We start from the raw sequence: 24,410 nt of genomic DNA, 5'->3' as shown, positions 1-24,410 counted from the left end.
AGCACCCGACGAAGGGACGCCACGCAATGACCGCTCCGGTGAAGCCAAGTGGGCCGAGTCGTGAGGAGTTCTCAGACCGATTGCTGAAGGGCTCGGTCAAGAAGTCCTACGAGCCGGTGGTCGACATCGACTGGGACGCGCCGCTGGACCCCGACAAGTTCTACCTGCCGCCGCGGCTGGTGTCGTTGTACAACACCCCGATGTGGGACGAGATGACGCGCGAGCAGCAGATCGACCTGTCCCGCCAGGAACTGGTCAACACGCTCTCGGCCGGGATCTGGTTCGAGAACATGCTCAACCAGTCGCTGCTGCGGACCATCTTGCACGAGGACCCCACCAGCTCTTCGACGCATTACAAGCTCACCGAGCTGGGTGACGAGACCCGGCACATGGTCATGTTCGGCAAGGCCATCGAGCGCATCGGCGCAAAGCCGGTGCGGCCGAGGCTGTTTCACCGGTGGATCATCAACGCGCTGCCGCTGGCGTTCCAGCGCGGCTCGATGCTGTGGATTGCCGCCCTCATCGGCGAAGAGATCTTCGACTCGCTGCAACGGCAGATGATGGACGACCCCGAGCTGCAGCCAATCATCCAGCGGCTCATGCGGATCCACGTCACCGAAGAGGCCCGCCACATTCAGTTCGCCCGCGACGGTGCCCGCAAGCGCGCGGCGGAGATGCCGCGGCTCAACCGCTGGTTCATGGCCAACATCAACGGGCTGGGCGGTTACTTCTTCAACTACTTGTTCAGCAACCCGATCCCGTACGCACGCGTGGGCCTGGACGCGAAGCGGGCACGAAGGACCGCGCGCACCAGCCCGCACCGCCGCGAGATGCAGGTTGCCGGCTTCGCGCCGCTGGCGGCGTTTCTGACCGAGGTCGGCCTGCTGGGCCCGATCGCGCGGCGCGGCTGGAAGCGCAGCCGATTCCTGTGACCCAGTCGCCCGTGCGCTGCCATCGGGTGCTCGTCGTTGGGGCGGGAGACAGCGCACGGGCGGCCCTGCGGGCGGCCGGGATCACCGACGTCGCGACGCTCGACCGCGACGTGCTCGGGTCAGAGTTCGACGACGCCACCGACACCTGGCTGCTGACGACGGCCGGTGGCGAACCCGTGCGGGCCCGCGTCGTCGTCGCCGCGCATCAGCCCGTCCCGTGGTTACCGGACATCGCCGGACGCGACGACTTCCTAGGCGAGTCGTTTCACGCAGCGCAGTGGCCGGCGGGCTTCGACCCGACCGGCAAGCGCGTCGCCGTCATCGGCGCCGATTCCACCGCCGGTCACCACATCCCGCGGCTGATGAATTCGGCGGCCTCGGTCACGGTCTTCGCACACCCGCCGCGCCGGGTCGTCGACGAGCTGCCGCTGCCCGCCACCCGCGCCAAGCGCTGGCTGCGTCGCCGCATCAAACCGGCCGCCGACGCGGCGCCGCGGCCCGCGCTGGTGAGATCGCCCGTCGTCGCCATCACCGCATCGCGCGTCCGAACCGCCGACGGCGTCGATCACGACGCCGATGCCATCATCTACGGGACCGGGTTCGCCGCGCTCGACCCGACGTCGGGCACCACGCTGGTCGACGGCATGGAGCACTACTTCGGGGTCGCCGTTCGCGGCTTGCCCAACTACTTCTTCGTCACCGGGCCAGACACCGGCGCGCAAGCACGCTATGTCGCCGAGTGCATCACGCTGATGGAACGCACCGACAGCACCCGCATCGAAGTGCGCCGCAGCAGCCAGCGGGTGTTCAACGAGCGCGTCTGTGTGCGACCGGCCCAGCCCCAGCCGGTGGCGTCGGCGTTCGAGTTGACGTCCGGCGCGGCCGGGACCGACGCGACATACGAGGGCGCGGCGACGCTGACGATCGCCGGATCCGACCATCCGGTGCGCGTGCGTCTCGCCGGCCACCTGGATCCGATCGACGGCCATTACCACTGGCAAGGCACGGTCTTCGGTTCCTCAGCGCTGCCCGACGAGTCGCTCAAGCAGGCACGCACCGCGATCCTGACGGTCGGCGAGCGCAGCGCGCCGGCCCGCATCATCGAGCGGACCCCGTGGGGCACGCACACGGTGGCGGGGGTCGGCGCTCCGCCGTACGCGCTGAGCTGACCCGCGCAGCGCGGTATTTCGAAGGTTTGCCGATCGTGACGTTCGGGTAACCGCGTTAGTCTCTTTTCATCTCACTGTGCTGCGACGGATGGGCAGTTTTCGCCGCCAAGGGGGCGGGTTCTCAAGCAATTGGCGGGCGGGAATTCCAGGAGCGGGGGATATGGCAGCGGACCGGATCAGGAAATCGCATCCGCCGTCTTTCACGGTGGGAACGCGGGGGCCTAAATTGCTATTGAGACACGCGCACCCGGATAACACGGCTTGCCGGGGCTCGGTCGGCGAGGATAAAGCCCTGACCGGAAAGGGGTGGCTGCGGTGAGCGCGGTAGCTGAGTCACCGAGCTCGCTGGCCGTTGCGACGCGCACGGAGCAGTCGGTCGTCGTGCTCACGGTCGAGGGCGTGCTCGACGGCAGCAGCTCCGCGGCGCTGCGCGACATCATCACGAAGGCGACGCTGGACGAGCCGTCCGCCGTCCTCGTCAACGTCTCCCGCCTGCAGGTCCCCGAGGAATCGGTCTGGTCGAGCTTCATCGGCGTGCGCTGGCAGGCGCACACCCGGCCCGACGTCCCGATCGTGCTGGTGTGCGCGGACCGCGCCGCCCGCGAGGCGATCACCCGGAGCGAGGTCGCCCGCTTCATGCCGGTGTACGCGACCGAGAAGTCCGCGATGAAGGCGCTCGACCGGCTCACCAGCCGCACCGTGCGCCACGCCGATGCCGAGCTGCCCGCCAACCTGACCAGTCTTCGCGAGTCACGCCGGCTGGTCCGCGAGTGGCTGACCGCGTGGTCGCAGTCCACGCTCATCCCGGTCGCGCTGGTGGTCGTCAACGTGTTCGTGGAGAACGTGCTCGAGCACACCGGAAGCGTGCCGATGATGCGGGTCGAGACCGACGGCGCGACGGCCACCATCGCAGTGTCCGACGCCAGCAGCACACCCGCCCTGCGGCTGCCGTCGCCGGACAAGGGCATCGACGTGTCCGGCCTGGCGATCGTCGACGCGTTGTCACGCGCCTGGGGCAGCACCCCGACGGCGTCGGGCAAGACCGTCTGGGCCGTCATCGGGCCCGAGAACCAGCTCTAGCCAGACGACACCTTGTTCAGGGACCCGCGCGCGGGTAAAAGTAGAACACGTTCTAATCTCGTGTGACGGTCCCTCCAGGAAGGCGGATGACGTGCGGTTCACCTACGCAGAGGCGATGACGGACTTTCGCTACTACATCCCGCTCGCCAAGGCGGCCGAAGCCGCCGGCTACCACGCCATGACGATCGCCGACAGCATCGCCTATCCCTTCGAATCCGACTCGAAGTATCCGTACACCCCCGACGGCAACCGCGAATTCCTGGACGGCAAGGAGTTCATCGAAACCTTCGTGCTTACGTCGGCGTTGGGCGCGGTGACGTCGACGCTGCGGTTCAACTTCTTCGTGCTCAAGCTGCCCATTCGGCCACCCGCGTTGGTGGCCAAGCAAATCGGTTCACTGGCCGCGATGACCGATAACCGCGTGGGTTTCGGGGTCGGCACGAGCCCGTGGCCCGAGGACTACGAACTGCTGGGCGTTCCATTTGCCAAGCGCGGCAAGCGGATGGACGAATGCATCGAGATCATCCAAGGCCTCACCACCGGCGACTACTTCGAATTCCACGGCGAGTTCTACGACATCCCCAAGACAAAGATGACCCCGGCTCCGACCAAGCCGATCCCGATTCTGATCGGCGGACACGCCGACGCCGCGCTGCGCCGCGCGGCACGCCTGGACGGCTGGATGCATGGCGGCGGCGATCCGGAGGAACTCGACGCGCTGCTCGCCAAGCTCAAGCGGTATCGCGAGGAAGCGGGCAAGACCGGCCCGTTCGAGATCCACGTCATCTCGGTGGACGCCTACACCGCGGACGGCATCAAGCGGCTCGAGGACAAGGGCGTCACCGACGTGATCGTCGGCTTCCGCATTCCCTACATCATGGGCAAAGACGACGAGCCGCTGGACAACAAGATCCGCAACCTGGAGATGTTCGCGGAGAACGTGATCGCGAAAGTTTAGCCGTCACAGGGGATCCCACTTCGGGGGCCGCTTCTCCATGTGGGCCATGGCCGCTTCGGTCGGATTGTTGGTGAAGCCGCTGAGGATCTGGGTGCGGTTCTCCAGCTCGATGGCGTGGCGCAGACTCGGCGCGTCCAGCGCCGCGTTGAGCCCAATCTTGGTCTGCCACACGCCATACGCGTTGTTCTCGGCGATGGATCGGGCCAGCCTGATCGCGGCCGGCATCAGCTCATCCGCCGGCACCACCTCGTGCACCAGCTTGATCTGATAAGCCTCGTCCGCGTCGATGATGCGACCCGTCAGCATCAGCTCACGCGCGACCCCGGCGCCCACGATCTTGGGCAGCAGGTAGCTGGTCCCCATGTCCATCGACGAGAAGCCCGCCTTGATGAACACCGATCCGAACCGGGCGTTCTCGGACGCGACGCGGATATCACTGACGAGGGTGAAGGCAAGCCCGCCCCCGACGGCCACGCCGTTGACCGCGGAGATCACCGGGATGGGCAGCTCGTAGATCCGGGTGAACAGCTCGGCTAGGCGCACCTGCGAGTCATAGTTGACCTTGAACGGCGGGCTGGTCGGCCTGGGCTTGGTCCAGGCCTCGCCGGTGCCGCTGAGATCGGCGCCGGCGCAGAAGCCCCGCCCGGCCCCGGTGATGATCGCGACCCGGTGCTCACCGTCGCCGAGCGCGTCGAGGGCTGCGTCGACGCCGCCGATCAGCGCCCCGTCGATCGCGTTCAGCCGCTCCGGCCGGTTCAGGGTGATGCAGGCGATGTTGTCCTCGAGAGTTTCGAATTCCACTGCGGGCATAGGTGAACCGTAGGCGACATGGGTGTTTACCGGTGCGGCATACCGTGGTTTTGCCGCCTATCGAAGGAGAGAGCATGGCACGAACCGAAGATGACACCTGGGACCTGGCCAGCAGCGTGGGCGCCACCGCCACCATGGTCGCCGCGGCGCGCGCGGCCGCCACCCGGAATTCGCAGCCCGTCGTCACCGACGAGTACGCCGAGCCGCTGGTCCGCGCCGTTGGCCTGGGCGTGTTCACGAAGTTGGCCAGCGGTGAACTCGACGCCGACGACCTCGAGAAGGGCATCGGATTTCCCCGCATGGTCGACACGTTCGCCGCCCGCGCCCGGTTTTACGACGACTACTTCGCCGCGGCCGGCAAGGCGGGCCTGCGGCAGGTGGTGATCGTGGCGTCGGGGCTCGACGCCCGCTCGTATCGGCTTGCGTGGCCGACCGGGACGACGGTGTATGAGATCGATCAGCCCGAGGTGATCGCCTTCAAGACCGCGGCGCTGTCGGAGATCGGCGCGGCCCCCACAGCCGAGTTGCGCACCATCGGCATCGACCTCCGCGAGGATTGGCCGGCGGCGCTGCAGGAGGCCGGCTTCGACCCCGCGCAACCCACGGCGTGGCTGGCCGAGGGGGTGCTGATCGGATTTCTGCCGCCGGAGGCCGAGGTTCGGCTGCTGGATGCGATCACCCCGCTGTCCAGCGAGGGCAGCCGCTTCGCCGCGGACTATGGGTCGCTCAACGACGCCTCGCGGGAGTCGGAGGAGCAGGCGCGGCGCACCACCGAGGGCTGGCGCTGGCACGGGCTCGACCTGGACATCGCCGCGCTGACCTACCCCGGCAAGCACACCGACGTCGCCGCACATCTGGGCGCCGACGGTTGGGCGACAACCACTTTCGCGCTCACCGACCTGTTCGCCGCGGCGGGCCTGCCGGAACTGCTGGAGGCCGAGCACGGACCCGCCGCCACCATCAATTTCGTGCGGGCGATCAAGACCTAGCCGCCGCGAAAGTGCAACTGCCAACACCCGCTCTCGGGGAACGCGTCGGTAGTTGCACTTTCGCGGTCACGAAGTGCGCTTGGCGAGCCACTCGGCCTGCATCACCAGCAAGGCCATCACCTCCAGTTGTGGTGTGTCCGGGTCGAGTTCGCGGTAGCGCTGATAGACGTTGACGACGACCCGCTCGGCGTCCAGCCAGGTCGCGTACTCGCCAAGGTCGATCGAATCGGCCGCCTCGGCCCACGACAGGCCCCTGCGGTAGGCGGCCTCGGCCTGGTCCGCCACGTGCGCGAGATAGCCACGGACCGCGCGGATCCCGTCTGGATCGGTGACCGGGCCATGGCCCGGCACCACGGTTGGGGCGTCGAGCGCGATCATCGCGTCGCACGCCGCGATCCAGTTGGCGGTGGGGCCGGCCCACACGATCGGGGTGCAGCCGATGAACAGCAGGTCGCCGCCGAACAGCACCCCCGCGTCGGGCACGTGCACCACCGAGTCGGCGGCGGTGTGGGCGGGGCCGAGGTTCAGCAGGTCGATGCGGCGCCCGCCGACCTCGACGGTGAGTTCGCGCTCGAACGTCTGGTCGGCGTTGCGCAGCTTGATGCCGCTGAAGTCGAAGTGCCCGAAGCGGTCTCGCACGTACGGCGTCGCGACCGGGCCGAGGTTCGCGGTCTGCGCCATGGCCAGCATCTCGGGCGCCATCCCGTGCGCGATCTCGTCGGCGGTGCCCTGCGCGGCGAGGATGCGCACCGACGCGTCCAGCAGCTGGTTGCCGTGGGTGTGGTCGCCGTTGGAGTGGGTGATCAGGGCGTCGGTGATGGGAGCGGATGAGGTGACTGTCCTCATCGCGGCGAGCATTTCGCGGGTCAGCGCCAGGTCGAACAGCGTGTCGACGAGCAGTGACCCGCCGTCGCCGGCGATCAGCCCGGCGTTGCTCCACCCGTAGCCGCCGTCCGGGAGCGTCCACGCCCACACCCGGTCGGCGACCTCGTGCAGGCCGCGCGTGTAGGGCACCTTCGCCGGGGCCCGGTTGACCCGGGCCGGGGCGGGCGCGGCGTCCGGGTTGCGCCGAGCGGCCAGGGGATGCGGCGGGCCGCTGGCGCGCACGGTTTGCCGGGTCTCGCCCAAGCCCTGGACCCGCAGGGTGACGACGTCGCCGTCGTGCAGCCATCCCGGAAATGATTCCAGCGCAGCCGGATTGAGGTGCTCGACGAGCGTGCAAGTGGGCACGGTTCCGGAGCCGATGACGTCGCCGGGCATAAGCGGCACGCCGCGCGAGACGTAGGAGATGACCTCGCCGAAGGTCCAGTCCATCTGGGCGGTCGACCCCGAACCGATCACGGTGTCGTTGACCAACGCGGTCACCTGCAGGTCAAGCTTGCCGTCTCGCCGGTACGGCTCGAGCTCGTCGGGCGTCACCAGGTAGGGGCCCAGTGTGACCCCGCTGTCCTTGCCCTTGCCCTGCCCGATCGCGAGCTGGCCTTCCCGCTGCTGCAGGTCGCGTGCGGACCAGTCGTTGAAGATGGTGTAGCCGATGATGGCGTCTTCGGCTTGCTCGACGGTCAGGTCCTTGCCGCTGACACCGATGACGGCGGCGATCTCCAATTCGAAGTCCTGCCAAGCGCTTCCCGGCGCCGTCGGGGCGTCTTCGTAGGGGCCTAAAACGGTTGTGGGGCACGCGAAGTAGAACGCCGGGATGCGGTACCAGGTGTCGGCGAGCACCCGGCCGCCGCCCATCGCGGCCTGACAGTTGCGCATGTGATCCAAGAAGCACAGGGAGTCGCGGATCGACGGCGGGTGCGGAATCGGAGCCAGCACCGTCACGTCGTCGAGCCGCGCGACGGCCGACGGGGAACGCAACGCCTCTTCGCCGGCCCGGCGCAGCCCGTCGGCGCCTCGACCGATCAGGTCGAGCAGCGTCACGCCCGGCGGCATCGCGTGGACGGTGTCACCGGAGAGCACCCCGGTGCGTTCGTCGTCGTCGCCTCGAAAGGTCACCCACTTCACTCGCGTACCACCTCACTTGGTTCCTTGTCCGGCCGCAGACCGCGCCAACTCGATTGGCGCAACCGGTCATCCGGGGTCCATTCGCTGTAGCGCACCTCGCCGACGAGGACCGGTTCGACGAACGTCACCCCCTTGGCATCCTGCCGGGGCAGCGGCGGGTGGAATGGGGATTGGTCGGTCTGCAACGGCGCCAACGTCTTCTTCAGGTTCGCCAGGTCGCGTTCGGTGAACCCGGTGCCGACGCGTCCGGCGAAGCGCAAGCCGTCGGGCCCCGGGATTCCCATCAGCAGCGAGCCGATGCCGCTGGTGCGCCCGCCCTCGCCTGCCTTCCAGCCGCCGATGACGACTTCCTGGGTGTTCCAGTTCTTGTCCTTGATCCACGACGCCGAACGCCGGCCCGGCTGATAGGTGGAGTCACGCTTTTTCCCGACCACGCCCTCCCAGCCGTACTTCAGCGAGTGCTCGAGCGCCTGGGCCCCGTCACCGGTCAGCAGGTCGGGCACGGTCAGATTTCCTGTGGCGGCAAGGAATTCCAGCAGCTTTCGCCGGTCGGAGTAGCGCGCCCGCAGCAACGAGCGGCCGTCGAGGTAGAGCAGGTCGAACGCCCAGTACTCGACGCGGGCGCCGCGACCCCGGTTTTGCATCGCGTGGAAGCTGGGCACCCCGTTCTCGTCCAGAATGACGGCCTCGCCGTCCAGCACCACGTGATGCCCGGAGAGATCGGCTGCCAGCGAACGCAAATCGGGATATTCCTTTGTTACTTCGCGGCCGCGCCGGGACCGGATCCGCAAGTCGCCGTGATCGACCTCCACCAGGAGCCGATAGCCGTCCCATTTGCCCTCGAATGCCCACTGCCCGGCCTTGAGGCCGGCCACCGAACCCTCCGAGGCGAGCATCGGCGTGATCGTGTCGAACTCGAAGACCTTCTGGTCCTTCATCCGGTGCGCCAGCCATTGGTCGCCGTTGGTTTGAATCAGCGCGTAGCGCCCGGAGATTCGGTTGCCGTGCAGGTTGACGATCACCTCGTCCTCCTGAAACTTCTCCGCCTCGTACGTGCCGGCATCCCAGATGACCACCTTGCCGGCGCCGTACTCCCCCTTGGGGATGTTCCCCTCGAACGAGCCGTATTCGAGGGGGTGGTCCTCGGTGTGGACCGCGAGGTGGTTGACCGACGGGGTGTCGGGGAGGTTCTTCGGCACCGCCCACGACACCAGGACGCCGTCGCGCTCGAGCCGGAAGTCGTAGTGCAGGCGGCGGGCGTGGTGCTCCTGGATGACGAACGAATTGCCCTGGCCGGTAACGGGTCTCGCCGCCGGGACCGGTTCGGGGGTTTTCGACGCGTCCCGCATGCTGCGGTACTTGCTGAGCCGGTCGCTGACCGGTGCGTCGGCGTCGAGCGCCGCCAGCAGATCGCCGTCGCGGGCGACCCGGTCGAGCACCTCGTCGTAGCGCAGCTGGCCCACCGACGGATCCTCGAGCTCTTCCCAGGTGCGCGGTGCCGCGACGGTCGGATGTTCGCGCCCGCGCAGGGAGTACGGCGCGATGGTGGTCTTGGAACCGTTGTTCTGGCTCCAGTCGAGGAACACCTTTCCCGCCCGCAGGCTCTTGGTCATGGTCGAGGTGACCAGCTTGGGCATTGCCTTTTCCAGTTGCTGGGCAACGCGTTTGGCCAACACGGTGGCGCCCTTGCTGCTCACCGGGTTGTCCAGTGGCGCGTAGAGGTGCACCCCCTTGCTGCCGCTGGTGAGCGGGAATGTGGTCAGCCCGATGTCGGTCATCAGGTCCCGCACGGCATGGGCGACCTCGCACAGTTGCGGCATCGTCACGCCTTCGCCCGGATCCAGGTCGAAGACCAATCGCGTTGCCGGGCCGGGCTTGAGCTCTTCGGCCCTGCTCCGGGTCCACTCGGCGACGAACCGCCACTGCGGGACGTGCACCTCCAGCGCCGCCTGCTGCGCGATCCAGGCCAACCCGTCGGCGCTGTCGATGATCGGATAGGTCGTCGTCCCGGACCGGTGGGTGACGCTGGCCCGCGGCAGCCAGTCGGGCGCCGACGACGCCAGTTGCTTTTCGAAGAACGACTCCTGCTCGACGCCGTTGGGCCAGCGCTTGCGGGTGGCTGCCCGCCCGGCGATGTGCGGCAGCATCACCTCGGCGATGCGGGTGTAGTAGTCGAAGACGTCCCCTTTTGTGACGGCCATTCGGCCGTCCTCCGTCGCCGGATACAGCACCTTGTCGGCGTTGGTGAGCTTCACCCGTGCTGCCATGCTGTCAACCTACGCGTTTCAACGCTGTTAACTGCTCTGACCACCGATTATCGCCTTCGCTGCCAATTTGTTTTGTGACATCAACCACGGAAGGGTTAAACCAGGGACCGCGTCGAGGCACAGTGGAAACGGTGTTTGATGCCATCGCCTCCCACTGCCGTCCAAGAGGCGGCGTCCCGCTGAGCGACGCCACACTGCAATTGCATTCGCAACGAATTGACGTGCCCACCTACGACAGGTCGGCCCTTCAGCGTGCCGTCGTTCACATCGGGGCGGGCAACTTCCACCGCGCACATCAGGCCGTCTACTTCGATGACCTTGCCCGCTCCGGCATTTCGGATCGTTGGGGGGTAGCCGGCATCAGTCTCCATTCCCCCGACGTCAAAGACTTGCTGTCGGCCCAGGATGGGCTGTACACCGTGGTACAGCGCGGCCATGACCGCCAAACCGCTCGTGTCGTCGGGTCGATCGGTTCCCTTCATTACGCACCGAACGAGCGCGCAGCGGTCGGCGCCGCACTGTCAGACCCCGAAACCCGCATCGTCAGCCTGACGATCACCTGCAACGGATACTTCCTCAACCCCGTCACCGACGAATTCGACGCGGACCACCCCGACGTGCGCGCCGATCTCGTCGCCGCCGACGGCTATGCCACCGCGTGGGGATATCTGGCCGAAGCGCTCGACCGCCGCCGCCGCGCAGGCGTCACGCCGTTCACCGTGCTCTGCTGCGACAACATTCCCGCCGACACGCAGCCGGCGAGGACCGCGCTGGTATCGTTCGCGGCCTTGAAGGACCCCCGGCTTGCCCGGTGGATCGACACGCATGTCGCGTTCCCCTCGACCATGGTCGATCGCATCACCCCTCAAACCTCGAAGTCGGAGCGCAAGTTCGTCGAGCAGACTTTCGGCGTCGCCGACAAATGGCCCGTCGTGACCGAACCCCATTCCCAATGGGTGATCGAGGACTCCTTCAGCAATGGGCGCCCACCGCTCGACCTGGTGGGTGCCGAATTCGTGACCGACGTCCGCGACCACAAGCTGATCAAGACACGTCTGCTCAACGGAAGCCATATCGCGCTCGCATGTTTGGCCACACTCGCCGGATACCAGCGCACCGACCAAGCGATGCGGGACCGCGTCATCTTCGACTATGTAGAGAGGCTATTGGGCGACGAGATTCAGCCACTGTTGCCCGCAGTCCCCGGGATGAACACGCCCGCGTACCGAGGCACGGTGCTCGATCGGCTCAGCAACCCCCGAATGAGCGATCAATTGTCGCGGCTCGCTCGACGGGGAACGAGCAAGATAGCGTCGTTTCTGCTGCCCTCCCTGCAGGACGCGATCGCACGGGGCAGGCCGCACACCCTGCTGATGTTGGCCGTTGCCGGATGGGCCCGCTATATGCGCGGCCACGACCTCAGGGGGCGCAAGTTACGCCTCGAAGACTCGCAGGCGATACCGGTGGCCAGGTTGGCCAACATGGCACGGAACAACCCCGAACCGCTACTGGGGCATGAGATGTTCGCCGAACTGCGCACGGTTCCGGGGTTTGCGGAGCGGCTGGGCGACATGATTACGGAGATCGACGAGCGCGGTGTGGTGGCCACGCTGCGGGATGCGATGCGCGACGACGAGCGGGAGTTGGTGTCGCGATGAACGGCGGGCTGACCTTTGTGCGCCCATTCGATCCGGCGCCGATCACCACCTTGCTCTGTGACGCCGACGACAACCTGTTCGGCTCGGAGAGACCGGCGTTCGAGGCCTCGACCGAGGTGACGAATCGTTTCCTGGCAAGGTTCGGGGTGGCCGCTCCGTTCAGCTGTGACGAATTGCGTAAGCGGGCGGTCGGGAAAAACTTTCGTGCCATGGCTCTCGACCTGGCGGTGCAGTGCGCCGTGCCGCTCGATCAGGTGTTGGCCGAGGGCCGCCCCGAAGCGGTGGTCGCTTCGGCGCGCGATTTGGCGAGCGGCAACGCGTTGTCCGCCGACGAACTCGAACAGTGGGTGCACGAAGAGCGCGAACGGGTCACCGCTCACCTGGCTGTCACCCTGACATCCGATCCCCAGGTGCTGGAACCGTTGCACGAGCTCGCGAGCCACTACGCACTGGCGGCGGTCAGCTCCAGCGCCACCAAGCGCCTGCGTGCCTGCTTCACCGCCACCGGCCTCGACACGCTGATGCCGGAGTCTGTGACGTTCAGCGCGGAGGATTCTCTTGCGGTGCCGACGAGCAAACCGGACCCGGCGGTTTATCTGCATTGCGGCGAGGTACTCGGTGTCGCAGCGGAACAAGGGCTGGCCATCGAAGACTCCGTGGCCGGCGTGACTTCCGCGGTCGCAGCCGGGTACGCCACCGTCGGTAACCTCATGTTCGTGCCACCTGACGAATGGGATTGCCGCCGTGCAGAATTGATTGATGCCGGTGCAGTCGCGATAACCGATTCGTGGCGTGCCCTCGCCGATGTCCTGCTGTTGTCAGCCGTGCCGACCGTAGGTTCCCCCCGCACGTAGGGCTGTGACTGGTCCTCGACTGGTCGAAGCGGCTGGGCTGCGGCCCGCCGTCGTCGTACCGTCGATAGGTGTCGCGGGCCCGGTAGCGATCGGGCAGCGGCCCGGGGAGGAGTTGGCCGATGGTGGCTAGCCCGATCGATCTGAATAATGCGTCGCTGTCCAAAGTGCCGATCGAGGCGCCGAACTATGACCGCGAAAGCGTGACCGTCGGTATCGCGCATATCGGAGCCGGGCATTTCCACCGGGCGCATCAGGCCGCGTACATCAACCTGCTGCTCCAGCAGGGCCTGGCATACGACTGGGGCATCTGCGGCGTCGGGGTGATGCCCTCCGACTGGACCATGCGCGACGTCCTCAACGATCAGGACGGGCTGTACACGCTGATCTTGGATCATCCCGACGGCACTCGGGACGCGCAGGTGATCGGCTCGATCGTCGACTACCGTTACGCCCCGGACGATCCGGAAGCGGCGTTGGGGGTGCTGGCTGCGGCATCCACCCGGATCATTTCGCTGACCATCACCGAAGGCGGATACCGCGATCCCGACGGGCCGGCGTTCGCGTTGATCACCAAGGCGCTCGCCAGGCGACGCGGTCAAGGAATCCCGGCGCCGACGATCGTCTCCTGCGACAACATCGAGAGCAACGGTGAGGTAGCCAAGCGTACGGTGCTCGCCAGTGCCGAGCGCTTGGATCCCGGCTTGGCCCAATGGGTCGCGGAACACGCCCGGTTCCCGAGCTCGATGGTCGACCGCATCACTCCGGCAACGACTTTGGAGATGGCCGCGGAAGTGCGGCGTGACTTCGGCGTCAACGACCGGTGGCCGGTGGTGGCCGAGCCGTTCACCGCTTGGGTGATCGAAGACGACTTTGCCGATGGTCGCCCGCCGCTGGAGCGGGCGGGGGTGCTGATGGTCGACGATGTGCGCCCGTACGAGCTGATGAAGTTGCGGTTGCTCAACGCGGGGCATCAGTGCCTGGCCTACTTCGCCCATCTGAGCGGATTCAAGTTCGTTCACGAGGCGGCGAGTGATCCGCTCTTCGCCCGATTCCTGCTCTCCTACTTCGACACCGAGGCCATCCCCACGCTGCCGCCCGTGCCGGGCATTGACCTTCATGCGTACGGCCGCACGCTGGTGGAGCGGTTCGCCAACCCCGCCGTCCGCGACACCGTTGCGCGGCTGTGCGCCTATTCGTCGGACCGCATCCCGAAATGGCTGTTTCCCGTCATCTGCGACAACCTGGCCAGCGGCGGGCCGGTTCAGCTGGCGGCCGCGGCGGTGGCCAGTTGGGCTCGCTACGCCGAGGGTGTCGACGAGTCGGGCAAGCCGTACGAGGTGGTGGATCAGCTGGCGGACTCGCTCGTCCCGATCGCCCGGTCGCAGCACCACAATCCCACCGGGTTCATTGAGGTCACCGCGCTGTTCTGCGATCTGGCCCACCAACCGCGGTTTGTCGAGGCGTACCGCTGGGCCCTGGATTCTTTGCACCGCAAGGGGGCTCGGGCGACGCTCGAGGCGTTGGCGCGATGACCCGCGGGCTGGTGATCGGCGAGGCGCTGGTCGACATCATCGACGGTGACGAGCATCTTGGTGGCAGCCCGCTCAACGTCGCCGCCGGACTGGCGAGGCTTGGTCGCGACGTCGACTTCTTGACTTACATCGGCGACGACCCGCACGGCCAGCGCATCGTTGATTACGTCAAATCGTCAGGCGCACAACTTGTTCCGGGAAGTGCCTCCGCTACTCGGACACCAACCTCGGTCGCGACGATCGGAGATGACGGGTCGGTGACCTACACCTTCGACCTGGAATGGCAGCTTTCCGGCACACCCGAGGTCGCGCCGCCCCTGTTGGTGCACACGGGATCGATCGCCGCCGTACGCGAGCCGGGGTGCCTGGCGGTCGCGGCGCTGCTCGACACCTATCGGGTGTCGGCCACCGTCAGCTTCGACCCCAACGTGCGCCCGTCGCTCATCGCCGACCGGGATCTCGCCCGCGACCGCATCGCCCGCTTCGTCGAGCGCAGCGACATCGTCAAGGCCAGTGACGAGGACCTGACCTGGATCGATCCCGATCGCGACCCGGAGTCGACGGCCCGAGCGTGGCTCGCGTCGGGACCGGCGATCGTCGTCGTGACGATGGGCGATCGGGGCGCCGTGGCATTGTGCCCGGCCGGCGAGGTCCGGGTGCCCGCCCGGCAGGTCGAGGTGGTGGACACCGTCGGCGCGGGCGACGCGTTCATGGTCGGCCTGCTGGACGCGCTCTGGGGCATGGGTTTGTTGGGCGCCGCCCGGCGGGCCGCCCTGGCCCGGATCGGGCTCGACGCGCTGACGGAGGCGCTGCAGTCGGCGTGCCTGGCGTCGGCGTGGACCGTCGGCCGCGCCGGGGCCGACCTGCCCGACCGAGACAGCCTGCGGGCCCCTCCACGGAATTAGCTGTACCCGAAAGTCCGCGATGCGGGCGTGCTGCGCTGTTTTGCTGGGGGCGGTGTGGGCATACTGACTTACATGCGTTCAATCTGGAAGGGTTCGATTGCGTTCGGACTGGTGAACGTCCCGGTCAAGGTGTACAGCGCCACCGAGGACCACGACATCAAGTTCCATCAGGTGCACGCCAAGGACAACGGCCGCATCCGCTACCAACGCATCTGCGAGAAAGACGGCGAGGTCGTCGAATACCGTGACATCGCCCGGGCCTTCGAGTCGCCCGACGGGCAATCGGTGATCATCACCGACGACGACATCGCCACCCTGCCCGAGGAACGCAGCCGCGAGATCGAGGTGCTCGAGTTCGTCCCCGCCAGCGACGTCGACCCGATGCTGTTCGACCGCAGCTACTTCCTCGAGCCGGATTCGAAGTCATCCAAATCATATGTGCTGCTTGCCAAGACGCTCGCCGAGACCGATCGGATGGCGATCGTCCACTTCACGCTGCGCAACAAGACGAGACTGGCGGCGTTGCGCGTCAAGGACTTCGGCAAGCGCGACGTGATGGTGGTGCACACGTTGTTGTGGCCAGACGAGATCCGCGACCCCGACTTCCCCGTGCTGGACAAGAAGGTCGACATCAAGCCCGCCGAACTCAAGATGGCCGGGCAGGTGGTGGAGTCGATGGCCGAGGACTTCAACCCCGACCGCTACCACGACACCTACCAGGAGCAGCTGCAGGAACTGATCGAGGCGAAACTCGAAGGCGGCGAGGCGTTTACCGCCGAGGAGCAGCCCAAGGAACTGGACGAGACCGAGGACGTCTCGGACCTGCTGGCCAAGCTGGAGGCCAGCGTCAAGGCACGCTCCGGCAACGGTAAGGCGCCCGCCAAGAAGGCCGCGGCGAAGAAAGCGCCCGCGAAGAAGGCGCCGGCCAAGAAGACGGCCGCCAAGAAGGCGCCCGCCAAGAAGGCCGCGTCAAAGTCCTGACCGCGCCGGGTGGTCAGCGCCGCCGCATCGACATGAAGCGGAACCCGGCAGCCAGCAGGTTGATCACCGCGACGATGATGATCAGGCTCAATGCCGCACCCCAGATCCTCAGGAAGCCGGCGTGTTCGGGGTTGGTGAGTTCGGTGTAGATCAACAGCGGCAGCGAGGCCATGTTGCCGTGGAACATGTCGAAGTTGATGGACCGGCTGTAGCCGACCAGCACCAGCACCGGGGCGGTTTCCCCGATGACGCGCGCGACCGACAGCAAGATGCCCGAGACAATGCCCGGCATCGCGATCGGGATGACGATCCGCACGATGGTCTTCCACTTGGGAACCCCCAGCGCGTAGCTGGCTTCTCGCAGGTCGTCGGGCACCAGCCGGAGCATCTCCTCGGTGGACCGCACCACCACCGGCAGCATCAACAGGACCAATGCCAACGACACGGCAAAGGCGCTCTGCTGGAAACCTAGGGTGGCGATCCAGAGGCTGAAGACGAACAGCGCCGCCACGATCGAGGGCACCCCGGCCAGCACGTCGACCATGAAGGTCGTGAGCCGCACCAACCGGCCGGACCCGTATTCCACCAGGAACACCGCCGTCATCATGCCGAGCGGCACGGACAACACGGCGGCCACACCGGCCTGCACCAGCGTTCCGTACAGCGCGTGATACACACCGCCGGCGAATTCCTCGGGCAGCACACCGCGCAGCGAGTGGGTCCACCAGCCCGAGCGGGTGACGGCATACCACCCTCGTGTGAGCACGACTCCGAGCACCCAGACGAGGGGTACCAGGGCCACGATGAACGAGGCGACGAAAAATGTGGTCGCGGCATTGTTGGTGATCCGCCGCCGCAGGCTCAGCGGGCTGAACACATCCGGTTTGACCGGCAGGTCGAGCGCGTCGATACTCATGCGCGCCGCTCTCCCCCGCGAGCGGGAGGTGCCCCCACCTCATCGCTCCCGACTAGTTTGTCGCCGGCGCGACTCACCCGTTGACCTTCCCACCCGCGACCGCGCGCGCGAGCGCGTTGACGACGAACGTGAGGACGAACAGCGCGAACCCGGCGGCTATGTAAGCCCCGGTGGGCAGCGGTTCGCTGAATTCCGCTGCCGCGGAAGCGATCTTAGAAGCAAACGTGTAACCACCGTCGAACAGCGACCAGTTGCCCGGGCGGGCGGCCGACCGCAGGATGATCAGCACCGCAACGGTTTCCCCCAACGCGCGGCCCAGCCCGAGCATTGACGCCGCGATCACGCCGCTGCGGCCGTACGGCAGCACGGTCATCCGCACCACCTCCCACTTGGTGGCGCCCAGCGCCTGCGCCGCCTCCATCTGAATGGGCGGGGTCTGCCGGAACACCTCCCGCGATACCGAGGTGATGATCGGGAGGATCATCACCGACAGCACGATCGCGGAGGTGAAGATGGTGCCGCCGCCGGCCAGCGAGACGTTGCCCTGCTTGAACAAAAACAACCAGCCCAGGTTGCGGTTCAGAAATTCCGCGATCGGCTCGAGTTTGGGCGCCAACACAAAGATGCCCCACAACCCGAAGATGATCGACGGCACCGCGGCCAGCAGATCAACCATCGCACCGAACGGTCGCGCGAACCGTTTCGGCGCGTATTGGGTGAGGAATATCGCGATCCCGACCGCCACCGGCACGGCCACCACCAGCGAGCTCACCGAGCTCAGCACCGTGACCATGAACAAGTCGCGGATACCGAACGCCAAATGTTCTGCGCTGGTGGTATTGAATTGCGCGCTGGTGAAGAAGTTCGCATGGTTCGCACGCAGCGAGGGCACGGCGCGGATCAACAGGAATATCGCGATCAGCACGATCGCGATCACAATCGTCGAACCGGCCGCGGCGGCGACCAACTTGAACAGTTGGTCGCCCCGCTGCACCTTATGCGGATCGGTCGCCTTCAGCGCAGGCTGAGTTCTGGTCGTCGGACCGGCCACTGCTCCGCGCGTCATGACATTCCGAATCACGCGATTGCGTTGACCGCAGTCGACAGTTTCGACTTGAACGAGTCCGGAATGGGGATGTATCCGTTGTCCGCCAAGCCATTTTGGCCCGCGCCGATAGTGCTCTGCAGGAAAGCCTTCACGGCCGTGCCGACCTGTGAATCGGGATACTTCGAGCAAACGATCTCGTACGTCGCCAGCACGATCGGGTAGGAGCCGGCCTGCGTCGGCTTGTAGAACGAGTTGGTGTCGAGCACCAGGTCATTGCCCTCGCCCTTGACGGTGGCGCCGGAGATCGTCTTGCCGACCGAGTCGGCGCTGATGGCGACGGCGTCGCTGCCGGGGGCGGTGACAATCTTGGCCATGTTCAGGTTCTGGGCCTTGGCGAACGACCACTCGTTGTAGGTGATCGATCCCTCGGTGGCCTTGATGGCTGCCGAGGTGCCGTCGTTGCCCTTGGCTCCCTCACCGACACCGCCGTTGAACGTCTTTCCGGCGCCCTTGCCCCACGCGCCGTTGGACGCGGCATCGAGGTACTTCTGGAAGTTGTCCGTGGTCCCGGACTGGTCGTTGCGGAACACCACGTGAATCGGCTCGGCCGGCAGGGCGGTTCCGTTGTTGAGCGCCTGGACCGCCGGGTCGTTCCATGTGGTGATGGCGCCGTTGAAGATCTTCGCCGCCGTCGGACCGTCGAGGTTCAGCGAGGTCACGCCCTTGACGTTGTAGGTGATCGCGATCGGGCCGAACACCACCGGCAGGTTCCACGCCGGCGAGCCGCAGCGCTGCTGGGCCGCGGCGTACTCGTTTTGAGCCAGCGGCGAGTCCGACCCACCGAAATCGGTTTGATTGCCGTTGAATTCGCTGATTCCGGCACCGGAGCCATTGGCGGTGTAGTTCAACGTCTGACCGGGGCACGCTTGTTCGAACGCGTTGACGAACCGCGTCATCGCGTTGGCCTGGGCCGTCGACCCGCTGGCCTTCAGCGTCTTCTTCCCACCGCAGCTCACCTTGCCCGCGGATCCGCCGGACGTCGCACTGCTACCGCTTGCTCCGCTCGAGTTGTTGTTCTCGCTGCCACACCCGGATAACACCAAAGCGGCGCTAGCCAGCACACTCACGGCGGCGCCAAATCGGTTCAGTTTCAATTCTCTTCCTAACAGTAGGGATGAAACATCGCCGCCGCCTGAGGCTGCGGCCCGGCAACCAGGTATCTGTCGCAGCCAAGTAGCTAACAGTAACAAGGTTAACGTTCGGAGAATTCTGTCCGGCGGGCGTCGGGCGACGGTCCGGAGCGCAATTGGGGCCGGTCGGGGAGTTACATCGCCGCGCCGGTATGACAAACTAGAACCTGTTTCAGAAATGCCGTGATCTGCGTCGGCGAGGTTTGTTACCGTGTCGCCGGACAACTCGAATAGAGAGGCCGTAATGATCCTTGACAGGTTCCGTCTGGACGACAAAGTCGCCGTCATCACGGGTGGCGGGCGCGGCCTCGGTGCGGCCATCGCGGTGGCTTTCGCCGAGGCAGGCGCCGATGTGCTCATCGCCTCGCGCACCCAATCTCAATTAGATGCCGTCGCCGAACAGGTCCGCGCCACCGGCCGTCGCGCCCACGCCGTCGCCGCCGACCTGGCCCATCCCGAGTCGACCGCGGAGCTCGCCGACCAGGCCGTCGAGGTGTTCGGGAAACTAGACATCGTCGTCAACAACGTTGGCGGGACCATGCCCAACACCCTGCTGACCACCTCCACCAAGGACCTCAAGGAGGCGTTCACCTTCAACGTCGCCACCGCGCACGCGCTCACCATCGCCGCGGTGCCGTTGATGCTGGAGCACTCCGGCGGCGGCAGCATCATCAACATCACCTCCACTATGGGCAGGCTGGCCGGGCGCGGTTTCGCCGCCTACGGCACCGCCAAGGCCGCGCTGTCCCACTACACCCGGCTGGCCGCGCTGGACCTGTGCCCGCGCATCCGGGTCAACGCCATCGCCCCCGGATCGATCCTGACGTCGGCGCTGGACGTGGTGGCCTCCAACGACGAGCTGCGCGCACCGATGGAGAAGGTCACACCCATGCGCCGCCTCGGCGATCCCGTCGACATCGCCGCCGCCGCAGTCTATTTGGCGTCCCCGGCCGGCAGCTTCCTCACCGGCAAGACGCTCGAGGTCGACGGTGGCCTCACCTTCCCCAACCTCGACATCCCCGTCCCGGACCTGTAAACCATGAGGCGCGAGCAGTCCCCCGCAAGCGGGAGGTACCCCCAGCAAAAGTCCCCTTACGCACGGCGTGTCGGGCGCTTTTGCGTCTGCTCGCGGTGTTACCCCTACCGCTAAGGAGCCCGCCATGGCCATACCCGTCGTTCAGTTGGGCACCGGCAACGTCGGCGTCCACGCGCTCAAGGCGTTGATCACAAATCCCGAGTTCGAACTCACCGGGGTTTGGGTGTCGTCAGACGCCAAGGCCGGCAAGGATGCGGCGGAGCTTGCCGGACTTGAGGATTCGACCGGAGTGCTGGCCACCACCGACCTGGACGCCGTACTCGCCACCGGTCCGCAGTGCGCGGTCTACAACGCCCTGGCCGACAATCGCCTGCCCGAGGCTTTGGAGGACTACCGCCGAGTCCTCGCCGCCGGAATCAACGTCGTCGGCAGCGGCCCGGTCTTTCTCCAGTACCCCTGGGAAGTGATACCCGAAGAGCTCATCTCGCCGTTGGAAGATGCCGCGCGCGAAGGCAATTCGAGCCTGTACGTCAACGGCATCGACCCCGGCTTCGCCAACGACCTGCTGCCACTGGCATTGGCCGGCACCTGCCAGAGCATCCAGCAGATCCGGTGCATGGAGATTGTCGACTACGCCACCTACGACAGCGCGGCCGTCATGTTCGACGTGATGGGATTCGGCAAGCCCCTCGACGAGATCCCGATGCTGCTGCAGACCGGCGTGCTGAGCTTGGCGTGGGGGTCAGTGGTGCGGCAATTGGCTGCCGGACTGGGCATCAAGCTCGACAGCGTCGCCGAGGAATACGTCCGCGAGCCCGCGCCCGAGGACTTCGATATCGCCTCGGGGCACATTGCGAAGGGCACGGCCGCCGGGCTGCGGTTCGAGGTGTTCGGAATGGTCAACGGCGACCCCGTCGTCGTCCTCGAACACGTCACGCGGTTGCGCGAGGACCTGCGTCCCGACTGGCCGCAGCCCGCGCAGGAAGGCGGCTCCTACCGCATCGAGATCACCGGCGAGCCGTCGTACGCGATGGACATCTGCTTGAGCAGCCGCCTCGGCGATCACAACCACGCCGGCCTGGTGGCCACCGCGATGCGGGTCGTGAACGCGATTCCCGCCGTGGTGGCCGCCCCGCCCGGCATCGTGACGACCCTTGACCTGCCCCTGATCTCGGGCCGCGGCCTCTACGTCCCGGGGTGATCTAAAGCACGGCATGAAGCGCCGCCGTTTCGGCGTTGCCCCGAATGGTTCTCAGGGGTGGCACGAAAGGGAAAAGCATGACGAAACGGCGTGTTCTCGTGAGCGGAGCGTCCAAGGGCATCGGCCGCGCGGTCGTCGATCGCCTCGCCGGCAATGGGTACGAGGTGATCGGGCTCGCCCGCAGCGCGCCGTCGGACTTCCCCGGGCAATTCCACGAGGTCGACCTTGCCGACCGGGCCGCGACCGCGCAGACCCTCGACGCGATCGTCGCCGACGGCGTCGTCGACGCGGTGGTCAACAACGTCGGCTTCTCCCGGTGGGGCCGCATCGGCTCGATCGACCTCGACGATCTCTTCACCACCTACGACATGAATGTGCGCACCGCGGTGCAGGTGGTGCAGGCCGTTCTGCCGGGCATGATCGCCTCCGAATGGGGCCGCATAGTCAACGTCACCAGCCTGACGACCCTCGGCGTCGCGGAACGGACGCCCTACGCCGCCTCGAAGGCCGCGCTGGAAACGTGCACCCGCATCTGGGCGGGCGAGCTGGCCGGGACCGGGATTACCGTCAACGCGGTATCGCCCGGCCCCATCGAAACAGAGATGTTCCGCCGACGCAGTCCCGCCGGATCAGAAGTCGAGGGTCGTCTTCTCGCCGCCATACCGATGCAGCGCGTCGGTACGCCTACCGAGATCGCCCACGTGATCGCGATGTTGCTGCATGAGGACGCCGGGTACATGACGGGTCAGATCGTCCGGGTGGACGGGGGCGGCAGCATCGGGGCGGCATGATCCACCGCGGAGCGGGTAGCCAAACGGTCCGTCGCAGTATTCGGTTAACCTAACTTTTTTATTCGAGAACGTGGATCGAGGTCGATACGCTTGGCGCAGGGCACCGGGGCCTCGCTCAAAACGAGCTGGTATCTGCTCGGCCCCGCGTTCGTCGCCGCGATCGCCTACGTCGATCCGGGAAACGTCGCGGCCAACGTCAGCGCCGGCTCGCAGTACGGCTACCTGCTGCTATGGGTCATCGTCGCCGCCAACGTGACGGCCGGCCTGGTGCAGTACCTGTCCGCGAAACTCGGGTTGGTGACCGGACGGTCGCTGCCCGCGGCGATCGGCAAGGGGATGGGCCGTCCGCTGCGACTGACGTTTTGGGCGCAGGCCGAAATCGTTGCCGTCGCAACCGATGTCGCCGAAGTCATCGGCGGGGCGATCGCGCTGCGGATCCTGTTCGGCCTGCCGCTGCCGGTCGGCGGGGTCATCACCGGGGTGGTCTCGATGCTGCTGCTGGCGATCCGCGACCGCCGCGGCCAGCTCCTCTTCGAACGCGTCATCACGGGGCTGCTGCTCGTCATCGCCATCGGCTTCGCGGCGAGCTTCTTCGTCGCCACGCCACCGTCCGAGGCCGTGGTGTCGGGATTGCTCCCCCGATTCCACGGCGCCGAAAGCGTATTGCTCGCCGCGGCCATCCTCGGCGCCACCGTGATGCCGCACGCGGTGTATCTGCATTCGGGCCTCGTGCTGGACCGGCACGGGCATCCCGAGGCCGGCCACGACCGGCGCTGGCTGTTGCGCGTCACGCGCTTCGACGTCGTGTTGGCCATGGCCGTCGCCGGCATGGTCAACGCGGCGATGCTGCTCGTCGCCGCGATCAACCTGCAGGGCCACCAGGAAAGCGCGACCATCGACGGCGCCTACACCGCGATTCACAACACCCTGGGGCAGACGATCGCGGTGCTGTTCGCGATCGGACTGCTCGCGTCCGGCCTGGCGTCGTCGTCGGTGGGTGCCTACGCCGGCGCAATGATCATGCAGGGGTTGCTGCACTTGTCCGTGCCCATGCTGGTGCGCCGGCTGGTGACGCTGTGCCCCGCGATCGCGATTTTGGCGCTCGGCTGGGATCCGACCCGCGCGCTGGTCATATCGCAGGTCGTGCTGTCCTTCGGCATCCCGTTCGCGGTGCTTCCGCTGGTCAGGCTGACCAGCAACCGCGAGCTGATGGGTACCGATGCGAACCATCCCGTCACGACGGTCATCGGCTGGGCGGTCGCGGTGATGGTCAGCGTGCTCAACGTCGTGCTGATCTATCTGACCGTGGCGGGTTAGCGAGAATTCCGTTCCGTCACTGGGTTATTGGAGTTTTCGGAGACTCAGATTGACGCTGGCGTGCAGATCACTCGTCGCAGTTCTTCGCGCTAACGTCGATCTCGACAAACGAAGCTCTACAAATACCGCTGCACGCCGCCATGCCCGTGGCAGGTTCCACTCGAGTGGGGATGCTCGCTGAACGACCAGCTTCCATCGGCACATTGGGCAGTGGCATTAGGCGGCTGCGAGCCGCCCTTTTGGGGATACGGCACACAATCCCCCGATGCGGCGGTGTAGCAGCCGCCGCCAGGTGACGAGTAAGCCGGTGACGCGAATCCGACGCCGACCAAGGCGATGACCGCCGCGATGAAAGTTATCCGGGACAACATCCGCCCGAACCTCCCTGATTGCAGACATCTCAGATCGTGACGATCCCGACGCGCCGGTGGAAGCGTATTGCCTGCGCGGTTGCTCACACGCGGATTTGTGAAAATTCGTAGCCTCGTCGGTGTCGATCGATCGCAAGAAAATCGCAAGAACTTCACCAAGACCTGGCAAGCGGCGTCGGCGACTCTGATCCTGGCCGCCGCGGCGCCGAAAAAGTCTTCAAAAAAGTGTCCGACTCACGCCGGGTCCGTGCTCCTACCCATGACGGCGGCCCAACCCGGGTCGCGACCCGCACCGAAGGAAGCGCCTCATGAGCACCTGGAACGACATGGATCGAACCGCCCTCGCGCCACGCGCCGACGACGTCACCGAGGCCTGGGCTTGGGCGTCGAGCCCGCTG

The 24,410-nt window shown here is 66.5% G+C and carries 20 protein-coding genes; 14 read left to right on the top strand and 6 right to left on the bottom strand.

All coding sequences use genetic code 11. The annotated features are described in order from the left end of the window. Positions 1 to 26: 26 nt before the first annotated feature. The 4 genes from N415_RS15910 (at position 27) to N415_RS15895 (ending at position 4,139) form a co-directional block, all read left to right on the top strand. The gene (locus tag N415_RS15910; RefSeq protein ID WP_068183629.1) at positions 27 to 932 is read left to right on the top strand and encodes a diiron oxygenase; all 906 of its coding nucleotides are present in this window, start codon (positions 27 to 29) and stop codon (positions 930 to 932) included. A gap of 230 nt (positions 933 to 1,162) precedes the next feature. After that, positions 1,163 to 2,101, top strand: coding sequence for a DUF4873 domain-containing protein (locus N415_RS15905; RefSeq protein WP_239645587.1), 939 nt, complete (start codon positions 1,163 to 1,165; stop codon positions 2,099 to 2,101). Between the two features lie 306 nt (positions 2,102 to 2,407). Then, the gene (locus tag N415_RS15900; protein ID WP_239645585.1) at positions 2,408 to 3,181 is read left to right on the top strand and encodes an STAS domain-containing protein; all 774 of its coding nucleotides are present in this window, start codon (positions 2,408 to 2,410) and stop codon (positions 3,179 to 3,181) included. 91 nt (positions 3,182 to 3,272) lie between these two features. After that, entirely contained in the window at positions 3,273 to 4,139 is an 867-nt protein-coding gene (locus N415_RS15895; protein WP_068183627.1) for an LLM class flavin-dependent oxidoreductase, read from the top strand. Positions 4,140 to 4,142: 3 nt separating this feature from the next. Here the strand turns inward: N415_RS15895 and N415_RS15890 are convergent, their stop codons facing one another. Next, on the bottom strand, positions 4,143 to 4,940 hold the full coding sequence (locus N415_RS15890) for an enoyl-CoA hydratase/isomerase family protein (RefSeq protein WP_193376460.1): 798 nt from the start codon (positions 4,938 to 4,940) through the stop codon (positions 4,143 to 4,145). Positions 4,941 to 5,023: 83 nt separating this feature from the next. Between N415_RS15890 and N415_RS15885 the strand changes: the two genes are divergently transcribed. Continuing rightward, entirely contained in the window at positions 5,024 to 5,938 is a 915-nt protein-coding gene (locus N415_RS15885; protein ID WP_068183623.1) for a class I SAM-dependent methyltransferase, read from the top strand. A gap of 66 nt (positions 5,939 to 6,004) precedes the next feature. Here the strand turns inward: N415_RS15885 and N415_RS15880 are convergent, their stop codons facing one another. Both N415_RS15880 and N415_RS15875 read right to left on the bottom strand, forming a co-directional pair. Further along, entirely contained in the window at positions 6,005 to 7,945 is a 1,941-nt protein-coding gene (locus N415_RS15880; protein WP_068183620.1) for a fumarylacetoacetate hydrolase family protein, read from the bottom strand. Beyond that, on the bottom strand, positions 7,942 to 10,212 hold the full coding sequence (locus tag N415_RS15875; protein ID WP_068183618.1) for an ATP-dependent DNA ligase: 2,271 nt from the start codon (positions 10,210 to 10,212) through the stop codon (positions 7,942 to 7,944). Before N415_RS15875 ends, N415_RS15880 begins: the two co-directional genes overlap by 4 nt. 131 nt (positions 10,213 to 10,343) lie before the next feature. On the opposite strand from N415_RS15875, the gene N415_RS15870 reads away from it, so the two are divergent. From N415_RS15870 to N415_RS15850, 5 genes are all read left to right on the top strand, one after another. Next, a complete protein-coding gene (locus N415_RS15870; RefSeq protein WP_068183657.1) occupies positions 10,344 to 11,870 on the top strand; it encodes a mannitol dehydrogenase family protein in 1,527 nt (508 codons plus the stop codon). After that, positions 11,867 to 12,724 carry an HAD family phosphatase gene (locus N415_RS15865; RefSeq protein WP_068183614.1) on the top strand — a complete coding sequence of 286 codons (858 nt, stop codon included), beginning with the start codon at positions 11,867 to 11,869 and terminating at the stop codon, positions 12,722 to 12,724. The genes N415_RS15870 and N415_RS15865 overlap by 4 nt, the downstream gene beginning before the upstream one ends. A 119-nt stretch (positions 12,725 to 12,843) precedes the next feature. Continuing rightward, a complete protein-coding gene (locus N415_RS15860) occupies positions 12,844 to 14,256 on the top strand; it encodes a mannitol dehydrogenase family protein (protein ID WP_068183610.1) in 1,413 nt (470 codons plus the stop codon). Beyond that, on the top strand, positions 14,253 to 15,161 hold the full coding sequence (locus tag N415_RS15855; protein ID WP_068183606.1) for a carbohydrate kinase: 909 nt from the start codon (positions 14,253 to 14,255) through the stop codon (positions 15,159 to 15,161). The genes N415_RS15860 and N415_RS15855 overlap by 4 nt, the downstream gene beginning before the upstream one ends. 72 nt (positions 15,162 to 15,233) lie before the next feature. Next, positions 15,234 to 16,142, top strand: coding sequence for a Ku protein (locus tag N415_RS15850; protein WP_068183602.1), 909 nt, complete (start codon positions 15,234 to 15,236; stop codon positions 16,140 to 16,142). A gap of 13 nt (positions 16,143 to 16,155) precedes the next feature. Here N415_RS15850 and pstA read toward each other — a convergent pair whose 3' ends face one another. From pstA to pstS, 3 genes are all read right to left on the bottom strand, one after another. Then, positions 16,156 to 17,058: a phosphate ABC transporter permease PstA gene (gene pstA / locus N415_RS15845; protein ID WP_068183599.1), complete on the bottom strand. Its 903-nt coding sequence runs from the start codon at positions 17,056 to 17,058 to the stop codon at positions 16,156 to 16,158. Between the two features lie 73 nt (positions 17,059 to 17,131). Beyond that, positions 17,132 to 18,124, bottom strand: a complete 993-nt coding sequence (pstC, locus tag N415_RS15840; RefSeq protein ID WP_068183596.1) for a phosphate ABC transporter permease subunit PstC — start codon at positions 18,122 to 18,124, stop codon at positions 17,132 to 17,134. Positions 18,125 to 18,135: 11 nt separating this feature from the next. Beyond that, the gene (gene pstS / locus N415_RS15835) at positions 18,136 to 19,260 is read right to left on the bottom strand and encodes a phosphate ABC transporter substrate-binding protein PstS (RefSeq protein WP_068183593.1); all 1,125 of its coding nucleotides are present in this window, start codon (positions 19,258 to 19,260) and stop codon (positions 18,136 to 18,138) included. A 280-nt stretch (positions 19,261 to 19,540) separates the two neighbouring features. On the opposite strand from pstS, the gene N415_RS15830 reads away from it, so the two are divergent. The 4 genes from N415_RS15830 (at position 19,541) to N415_RS15815 (ending at position 23,641) form a co-directional block, all read left to right on the top strand. Continuing rightward, positions 19,541 to 20,332, top strand: coding sequence for an SDR family oxidoreductase (locus N415_RS15830; protein ID WP_068183592.1), 792 nt, complete (start codon positions 19,541 to 19,543; stop codon positions 20,330 to 20,332). A 124-nt stretch (positions 20,333 to 20,456) separates the two neighbouring features. After that, positions 20,457 to 21,533: a diacylglycerol kinase gene (locus N415_RS15825; protein ID WP_068183589.1), complete on the top strand. Its 1,077-nt coding sequence runs from the start codon at positions 20,457 to 20,459 to the stop codon at positions 21,531 to 21,533. Between the two features lie 77 nt (positions 21,534 to 21,610). Beyond that, entirely contained in the window at positions 21,611 to 22,324 is a 714-nt protein-coding gene (locus N415_RS15820) for an SDR family oxidoreductase (RefSeq protein WP_068183586.1), read from the top strand. A gap of 90 nt (positions 22,325 to 22,414) precedes the next feature. Further along, positions 22,415 to 23,641 (top strand): Nramp family divalent metal transporter, encoded by a 1,227-nt coding sequence (locus N415_RS15815; RefSeq protein ID WP_068183582.1) that lies wholly within the window; start codon positions 22,415 to 22,417, stop codon positions 23,639 to 23,641. The last annotated feature ends 769 nt before the right edge of the window (positions 23,642 to 24,410 follow it).

Origin of the sequence: Mycobacterium sp. UM_CSW, assembly GCF_000455205.1 — a bacterium.
Classification (GTDB): domain Bacteria; phylum Actinomycetota; class Actinomycetes; order Mycobacteriales; family Mycobacteriaceae; genus Mycobacterium.
The sequence above is the reverse complement of the archived record's forward strand: the minus strand, read 5'-3'. Positions and strand labels throughout refer to the sequence as shown.